The 7,302-nt window shown below is 71.0% G+C and carries 5 protein-coding genes; 3 read left to right on the forward strand and 2 right to left on the reverse strand.

What is annotated here, in order from left to right; translation table 11 throughout:
- Positions 1–246: 246 nt before the first annotated feature.
- On the reverse strand, positions 247–2,892 hold the full coding sequence (locus tag EU555_RS35545; protein ID WP_135420055.1) for an MGH1-like glycoside hydrolase domain-containing protein: 2,646 nt from the start codon (positions 2,890–2,892) through the stop codon (positions 247–249).
- Positions 2,893–3,017: 125 nt separating this feature from the next.
- Positions 3,018–4,166 (reverse strand): epoxide hydrolase family protein, encoded by a 1,149-nt coding sequence (locus tag EU555_RS35550; protein ID WP_135420057.1) that lies wholly within the window; start codon positions 4,164–4,166, stop codon positions 3,018–3,020.
- Positions 4,167–4,279: 113 nt separating this feature from the next.
- Between EU555_RS35550 and EU555_RS35555 the strand changes: the two genes are divergently transcribed.
- The 3 genes from EU555_RS35555 (at position 4,280) to EU555_RS35565 (ending at position 7,042) form a co-directional block, all read left to right on the forward strand.
- The gene (locus EU555_RS35555) at positions 4,280–5,365 is read left to right on the forward strand and encodes an isocitrate/isopropylmalate dehydrogenase family protein (protein ID WP_135420059.1); all 1,086 of its coding nucleotides are present in this window, start codon (positions 4,280–4,282) and stop codon (positions 5,363–5,365) included.
- A gap of 27 nt (positions 5,366–5,392) precedes the next feature.
- Positions 5,393–6,277 carry an NAD(P)-dependent oxidoreductase gene (locus EU555_RS35560; RefSeq protein WP_135420061.1) on the forward strand — a complete coding sequence of 295 codons (885 nt, stop codon included), beginning with the start codon at positions 5,393–5,395 and terminating at the stop codon, positions 6,275–6,277.
- A gap of 63 nt (positions 6,278–6,340) precedes the next feature.
- Complete coding sequence (locus EU555_RS35565) at positions 6,341–7,042, forward strand: glutathione S-transferase N-terminal domain-containing protein (RefSeq protein ID WP_135420063.1); 702 nt, start codon at positions 6,341–6,343, stop codon at positions 7,040–7,042.
- Positions 7,043–7,302: the final 260 nt, after the last annotated feature.

Raw genomic sequence — 7,302 nt, forward strand, 5'->3', positions numbered from 1 at the left:
CTCGGGGCCGAGCCGTTCGTCTCGGCGCCCCGTCGGTGAGCGGTCGTTTAAGGGTAGCCGGCTCGCCTGTCAACACGTTCGAGCCCGGAGGCTTCGTTCCGTGCGACGGGAGGCGTGGCCAGAGCTGCCGCGGCCTCCGCGACCGGCTTGTACCCTAAGTGGGTATACTCGCACGGCGTTCAAGGGGCGGTGTCAGACCCTATGAGAGCGACATCGACCGAGGCCGGAGCCACTCGGACCCGCAACTCACCCTTCCGTCGGGCACCGTCGCGCGCGGTGGTGCAGCAGGTTGAGCACCAGGGCGGTCCAGCCGGTCTGGTGCGAGGCGCCGAGGCCGCGGCCGGTATCGCCGTCGAAGAACTCGTAGAACAGCAGCGCCTCGTCGTCGCCGTCCGGCGGGCGGGGCGCGTCGCCCAGCGCCGGGCGGCGCCCGGTCGCGTCCCGGGCGAACAGCGCGATCAGCCGGTCCTCGAGGGCGTCGGCGATCGCCGCCAGGGACAGGAGCTGCCCCGACCCGGTCGGGTGCTCGACCCGGAAGTCGTCGCCGTAATAGGCGTGGAAGCGCCGGAGCGAGTCGATGATCAGATAGTTCATCGGCAGCCAGACCGGCCCGCGCCAGTTCGAGTTGCCGCCGAACATCCCCGACGTGGAATCGGCCGGGTCGTAGCGCACCGTGAAGGAGGCACCGAGCGCGTCGAGGGTGAAGGGCCGGGCCTGGTGCGCCTTCGAGAGCGAGCGCACGCCGAAGGGGGACAGGAACTCCGCCTCGTCGAGCATGCGGCGCAGGAGCGCCTTCATCCGCCGGCCGCGCAGGAGCGACAGGAGCTTGCGGTCGCCGACGCCGCCCTCGGTCCAGCGCGAGACCAGCCGGGCGAGGTGGGGGCGGTTCTGCAGCACCCAGTGCAGGCGCCGGGCGAAGTCCGGCAGGCGCTGCAGCATCGAGGGCTCGATCACCTCGACGGCGAAGAGAGGCACCAGCCCGACCATCGAGCGCACCCGCAGCGGGATCATGCGCCCGTCCGGCAGATCGACCTGGTCGTAGTAGAACTCGTCCTCCTCGTCCCAGAGGCCGAAGCCCTCTCCGCCCATGTCGGTCATCGCCTCGGCGATGAGCAGGAAGTGCTCGAAGAACTTCGAGGCGGTGCTCTCGTAGACGTCGTTGTGCAGGGCGAGCTCGAGGGCGATGCGCATCATCGTCAGCGCGTACATCGCCATCCAGGCGGTGCCGTCGGCCTGGTGGACGAGGCCGAAGCCCGGGGGAGGGCGCGAGCGGTCGAACACCCCGACATTGTCGAGGCCCAGGAAGCCGCCCTGGAAGACGTTGCGGCCGGTCGCGTCCTTGCGGTTCACCCACCAGGTGAAGTTGATCAGGAGCTTGTGGAAGACGCCCTCCAGGAAGGCGAGGTCGCCGCGCCCGCCGCGCCGGTCGCGGTCGATCTCGAACACCCGCAGCACCGCCCAGGCATGGACCGGCGGGTTGGTGTCGCCGAACTCCCACTCGTAGGCCGGGAGCTGGCCGTTCGGGTGCATGTACCACTCGCGGGTCAGGAGCAGGAGCTGCGCCTTCGCGAAGTCCGGATCGAGCAGGGCAAAGGGGATGCAGTGGAAGGCGAGGTCCCAGGCGGCGAACCAGGGATATTCCCACTTGTCCGGCATCGACAGGACGTCGGCGGCGGCCATGTGGGCCCAGGCGGTGTTGCGGCCGCGGCGCCGCTCCGCCGGCGGAGGGGGCTGGAGCGGGTCGCCCCGCAGCCACAGGCCGACATCGTAGCGGTAGAGCTGCTTGGTCCAGATCAGGCCCGCGGCGGCCTGGCGGTAGATCCGGCGCTCGTCCGGATCGGTCATGCCGTCCTGGAGGGCGTCGTAGAAGGCGTCGGCCTCGGCGAGGCGCCGGGCCACCACCGCGCCGGCGCGGTCGACCGGGCGGGGCGTGCCGCCGGCGCAGAGGCGCAGGCGAACGACCGCGCGGCCGCCCGCCGGCAGGGTGAGGGCGTAGTGCAGGCCGAGCTTCGTGCCGCCCTCCGACACCACGGCGTCGGTGTCGCCCGCGACGATCGCCGCGTTGAGCCCGTCCTTGAACGGGCCGAGCGCGCCGGGCCGTCGCGGGTTGGTCTCGTTCTCGCAGAACAGCAGCGCCGGCGCGCCGTCATAGGTCAGCCGATAGGGCCCGAGCCGCGGATGCTCGCACGCGATGCTGCCGTCCGGGCGCGCCGTCAGCCGGGGCCGCCAGGCCTCACCCCCCTCGCGCCAGGACCAGGTGTTGCGAAACCAGAGCTGGGGCACGAGGTGCAGGACAGCGGGCTCGGGGCCGCGGTTCACCGCCGTGACGACGACGTGGATGTCGTCGGCCTCCGCCTTGGCGTATTCGACCGTGACGTCGAAGAAGCGCAGGCCGTCGAAGACGCCCGTCTCCTCGATCTCGTATTCGGGCGCGTCGCGGCCCCGTCGGCGGCTCTCGGCGAGCAGCGCCTCGTACGGGAAGGCGCCTTGCGGGTAGCGGTAGAGATACTTGAGGTAGGCGTGGCTCGGGACCGCGTCGAGGTAGTGGTAGACCTCCTTGACGTCCTCGCCGTGGTTGCCCTCCTCGTTGGTCAGGCCGAAAAGACGCTCCTTCAGGATGCGGTCCTGCCCGTTCCAGAGTGCGAGGGAGAGGCACATCAGCCCGTGATCGTCGGTGAGCCCGGCGATGCCGTCCTCGCCCCAGCGATAGGCGCGAAAACGCGCATCCTCGTGGGTGAGGAAGCGCCAGGCATTGCCGTCGCGGCTGTAATCCTCCCGTACCGTGCCCCACTGGCGCTCGCTGAGGTAAGGCCCCCAGAGCGACCAAGCGCGCTCGCCCCTTGCCTGCTCGGCGATGCGCCGCCGCTCGGCCCAGCCGTCCGGCCCGCTCACCTCCGGTCCCCGGGCGCGCGCGTTACTCTGAGGAAGGGCTGACGATGCATGGGGCGGCCGCGTGCGAGGATCGAGGCCCGCCGCCATGCATCTTCGGCGCCAGGAATCTTGAGCGCCAGGGCCGATCAGTCTCGCAGGGACGCCGCGAAGGCCCTCACGTCCTCGGCGAGGAGATCGGGCTGCTCGAGGGCGGCGAAGTGGCCGCCCCGCGGCATCTCGGTCCAGCGGCGGAGATCCGAGAACATCGTGGCCTGCGCCAGCGAGCGCGGCGGGCGCACCATCTCCTTCGGGAAGGCTGCGTAGGCCGTCGGCACCCGCACCTTTTCGCCGTCAGGGACCGGCCAGGGCCGGTGCATGCGGGAGTAATAGGGGTGGAACGACGAGCCGATCGCGCCGGTGAACCAGTAGAGCGAGATGTTGGCGAGCATCCGGTCGCGGGAAACGGCGTTCTCGATGGTGCCGTCGCAATCCGACCAGGACCGGAACTTTTCCGCGATCCAGGCCGCGAGGCCGGCGGGCGAATCGGTCAGGGCGAAGGCGAGGGTCTGGGGCTTGGTGCCCTGGATCCACTGGTAGCCGGTCTCCTCCTTGAGCCAGGCGGCGACGCGGGCGTAGTGGGCGGCCTCCTCCGGCGTCGCGTCGCGGCCGGTGAGGTCGCGGCGCACCGGCAGCATGTTGAGGTGCAGGCCCTCGACCCTTTCCGGATGGCGCCAGGCGAGCCGCGTGGTGATGAAGGCGCCCCAGTCGCCGCCTTGCGTCATGAAGCGCGGGTAGCCGAGGCGCGTCATCAGCTCTGCGAGATGGTCGGCGATCTCCTCGACGCCAAGGCGCGGCTGGCCGGGGCGGAAGGACAGGCCGTAGCCGGGGAGCGAGGGCGCCACCACCGTGAAGGCGTCCTCCGGCCTTCCGCCGAAGCGGGCCGGGTCGGTGAGGCGCGGGACGATGTCGAGGAACTCGAAGACCGAGCCGGGCCAGCCGTGGCAGAGGAGGAGCGGCCGCGGGTTCGGGCCGTTGCCCGGCACGTGCAGGCAGTGGATGTCGATCTCGCCGACCCGCAGCGTGATCTGCGGGAAGGCGTTGAGCGCCGCCTCCTGCGCGCGCCAGTCGAAGCGGTCGCGCCAGTAGGCGATCAGGTCGGCGAGGTAGGTCACGTCGGTGCCGTAGGTCCAGGGTGCCTCGGGCGCCTGGTCGGGCAGGCGGGTGCGGGCGAGGCGCTCGCGCAGGTCGGCGAGGGCGGCATCCGGAACGTGGTAGGTGAACGGCTCTCCCGTCATCGGCGGCTCCTCCCTGTCATGCGCCGGACCGCATGTCGCGGCCGGCTGCGCCGTGCTAGGCGCCCTCGCAAAGGTTCCGCTCCCGCGGCGGATCTCAAGGGAGGAGGGCGAGAATGGCTCAGTATCGCATCGCCACGATCGAGGGCGACGGCATCGGGCCCGAGGTGACGCAGGCGGCGATGACGGTGCTCCGGGAGGCCTGCGGCGCCGGCACCCTCGCGTTCCAGATGCTGGAGGGCGGCGCCGGGCACTACCAAAGAAGCGGCGAGGTGCTGCCGGAAGAGACTTTCGCCGCCTGCCGCGACGCCGACGCGATCCTGCACGGGGCCGCCGGCCTGCCGGGCGTGGTCTATCCGGACGGCACCGAGGTCGGCAACGACCTGCACCTTCGCCTGCGCTTCCGCCTCGACCTCTACGCCAACGTGCGCCCGATCAAGCTCCTGCCCGGCGTGCTCTCGCCGCTGCGCGCCTTCGAGGGCGGCGGCATCGACTACGTCATCGTGCGCGAGAACACCGAGGGGCTCTACGCCAGCCGCGGCGCCGGGGTGGTGCTGCGCGACGAGATCGCCTCGGACAGCCTCGTGATCACCCGCAAGGGCACCGAGCGGGTGGCGCGCTTCGCCTTCGATCTGGCCGCCAAGCGCAACGGCGCGCCGAAGGACGGGCAAAGCCGCGTCACGGTCTGCGACAAGGCCAACATCCTGCGCAGCTACGCCTTCTTCCGCCGCATCTGCGAGGAGGTCCACGGCGACCATCCAGGCATCGCGATCGACTACGCGTACGCCGACGCGATCACCGTGCACATGCTCAAGCGGCCGGACTTCTACGACGTGATCGTGGCCGAGAACATGTTCGGCGACATCATCTCGGATCTCGGCGCCGCCACGGTCGGCGGCATGGGCATCTCGCCCTCGGGCGAGATCGGCGACGCGCACGCCCTGTTCCAGGGCGCCCACGGCTCGGCACCGGACATCGCCGGGCAGGATGTGGCGAGCCCGGTCGCCACCATCCTGTCGGGGGCGATGATGCTGCGCTGGCTCGCCGACCGAAAAAACGACGCGGGTCTCGCCGCGGCGGCGGAGCGGGTCGAGGCGGCGGTCGGAGCCGTGCTCGCCGAGGGCCGCGCGGTGCCGCGCGACCTCGGCGGGAGCGCGCGCTGCACCGAGGTCGCGGAGGCGGTGCGCCGCGCGCTCGGCTGAGCTTTTCTCTCACGGAGATCGAAACACATGACCAAGCAGAGCGTAGGGATCGTCGGCGTCGGGCTGATGGGGCACGGCATCGCCCTCAACCTCGCCCGCAAGGGCTGGCCGCTGGGCTACCTCGATCATCCGGGCAACCAGCCGACGGGTGACCTCGACGCGCTGGGGGCGACGCGCCACGCCGACCGCGCGGCGCTGGCGGGTGCGAGCGAGGTGGTGATCCTGTGCGTCACCGGCACGCCGCAGGTCGAGGACGTGCTCTTCGGCGAAGCGGGGCTCCTCGCCGCCCTACGGCCCGGCACGGTGGTGGTCGATTGCTCGACCGCGGTGCCGGCGTCGACGGCGCGGGTCGCCGCGGCCGTGGCCCAGGCCGGCGGGCGCTTCCTCGACGCGCCGATGACCCGCACCCCGAAGGAGGCGGCGGAAGGGCGGCTCAACCTGCTGGTCGGGGCCGAGCCGGACCTGTTCGCGGCGATGCAGCCGCTGCTCTCGGCCTTCGCGGAAAACATCTTCCATGCCGGGAGCGAGGCGGGAGCCGGACACACCCTGAAGCTCCTGCACAATTTCGTCTCGCTCGGCTCCGTCGCGCTGATCGCCGAGGCGGCGGCCTGCGCCGGCAAGGCCGGCATCGCCCCCGAAATCCTGGTCGAGGTGCTGCGCAAGGGCGGCGGCCACGGCGCGGCGCTCGACCGGCTCTCGCCCTACCTGCTCGCCGGCGATTCCTCGCCGATGAGATTCTCGATCGCCAATGCCCGCAAGGACCTGAGCTACTACGTGGCGATGGCCGAGGGCTTGGGCGCCGAGCGCGCCGTCGCCGAGGGGGTCTTCGCCGATCTCGACGGCCTGGTCGAGGCCGGGCACGGGGCCGACCACCTGCCCCTCCTCGTCAAGCACTTCTCCGCGAAGGGCTGATCCGTCGCTTGCCCGGCGGGGGAGGCCGGGTATCGTCGCGGCCCCCACACGGGAGTTGTTTCGATGCCCGACCTCTCCGCCTTCCCGATCACCGTGCGCTGGCCGGCCCGCCACCCGGACCGGATCCAGCTCTACTCCTTCCCGACGCCGAACGGCGTGAAGGTCTCGATCGCGCTGGAGGAACTCGGCCTCGCTTACGAGGCGCACACCGTCCAGATCGGCAAGAACGAGACCTGGACGCCCGAATTCCTGTCGCTCAACCCCAACGGCAAGATCCCGGCGATCCTCGACCCGGACGGGCCCGGCGGCAAGCCGCTGGCGCTGTTCGAATCGGGCGCGATCCTGCTCTACCTCGCCGAGAAGACCGGGCGGCTGATCCCGGGCGATGCCGCCGGGCGCTACGAGACCCTGCAATGGGTCTTCTTCCAGATGGCGGCGGTCGGGCCGATGTTCGGCCAGCTCGGCTTCTTCCACAAGTTCGCCGGCCGCGAGATCGAGGACAAGCGGCCGCTCCACCGCTACCGCGACGAGTCCAAGCGTTTGCTCGGCGTGCTGGAGACGCGGCTTGCCGGGCGCGACTGGATCATGGGCGAGTACACCATCGCCGACATCGCGCTCATCGGCTGGGTGCGCAACCTGATCGGGTTCTACGAGGCGCGGGAGCTGGTGGAGTACGACGCCCTGAGAAACGTCCCGGCCTGGCTGGAGCGCAGCCTCGCCCGGCCGGCGGTGCAGCGGGGCCTGGAGATCCCGCCGCGGGGATGAGGCTGAAGCGGTGCGGCCCTCGCGGCCGCATCGCTTCAGCAGAATTGCAAGCACGGTCCGCGACACTGCGATCTATCGGCGGTCGCGCACCTCCGACCCTCAAACCTCATCCTGAGGTGACCGGCGATCGAAGATCGCGCCGCGTGCGGCAGCCTCGAAAGTCGTCCGTGAAGAAATCGCTCAGGCGGCTTGGCTGCTTGGCGGGTCGGATCTGACCATGCGGAGTGCGGCGGCGAGCAGGAGAGACAGCAAAAGCCTGA

It is taken from the genome of Methylobacterium nonmethylotrophicum (genome assembly GCF_004745635.1).
GTDB lineage: Bacteria > Pseudomonadota > Alphaproteobacteria > Rhizobiales > Beijerinckiaceae > Methylobacterium > Methylobacterium nonmethylotrophicum.

Bases quoted from the DNA above. Each gene is read 5' to 3' on its own strand.
- EU555_RS35550 (WP_135420057.1), bottom strand. From the start codon at position 4,166: ATGACGGGAGAGCCGTTCACCTACCACGTTCCGGATGCCGCCCTCGCC.
- EU555_RS35555 (WP_135420059.1), top strand. From the start codon at position 4,280: ATGGCTCAGTATCGCATCGCCACGATCGAGGGCGACGGCATCGGGCCC.
- EU555_RS35560 (WP_135420061.1), top strand. From the start codon at position 5,393: ATGACCAAGCAGAGCGTAGGGATCGTCGGCGTCGGGCTGATGGGGCAC.
- EU555_RS35565 (WP_135420063.1), top strand. From the start codon at position 6,341: ATGCCCGACCTCTCCGCCTTCCCGATCACCGTGCGCTGGCCGGCCCGC.